Consider the following 579-nt stretch of genomic DNA (forward strand, 5'->3'; position numbering starts at 1 on the left):
CCTTGCCGCTTGTGGAGTCGCGGAACGGGTGGATATCCGCATCGGCCCCGCGTTGGATACCCTCGATGCGCTGCTGGCCGAAGGGCGGGAGCCTTTCGACATGATCTTCATCGACGCGGACAAGGAAAACAACGGCCACTACATTGAGCTGGCCATCGCCCTTGGCCGTCCGGGCACCGTGATCGTGGTGGATAACGTGGTCCGCGAAGGCGCGGTGCTGCAGGCCGGGGACCCGCTCTCGGAAGCCGGACGGATGATCAACGGTGTCAGGCAAGGAATCGACGTGCTCGGCAGCAACCCGCGGCTTGATGCCACGGCACTGCAGACCGTCGGGTCCAAGGGGTGGGACGGGTTGGCACTGGCGCTGATCCGCTGACACCTTCTCCCCGGGGGCCGGTCGGCAGCCCGGGGCCGATGCGCTGATGCGTTCGCGCGCGGCCGCGGAATGCGCATAGGCTTGCGGCTGTGAATACCAATCTTTACACCCTCCGCCTGGCCACGCCCGAAGACATTCCCGCAGCCCTCGAGATGAAGCTGGCCGCCTGGGAAGAGACCTACGCGGACCAGCGTCCGGGCTCC

At 66.5% G+C, this 579-nt stretch carries 1 protein-coding gene; it reads left to right on the forward strand.

The genetic code is table 11. From position 1 onward, the window contains the following. Positions 1 to 376, forward strand: a 376-nt coding sequence (locus tag B879_RS24315) for a class I SAM-dependent methyltransferase (protein WP_040401676.1), incomplete at its 5' end; no start/stop codon positions are given. Between the last annotated feature and the right edge of the window lie 203 nt (positions 377 to 579).

Source organism: Cecembia lonarensis LW9 (assembly GCF_000298295.1).
Classification (GTDB): domain Bacteria; phylum Bacteroidota; class Bacteroidia; order Cytophagales; family Cyclobacteriaceae; genus Cecembia; species Cecembia lonarensis.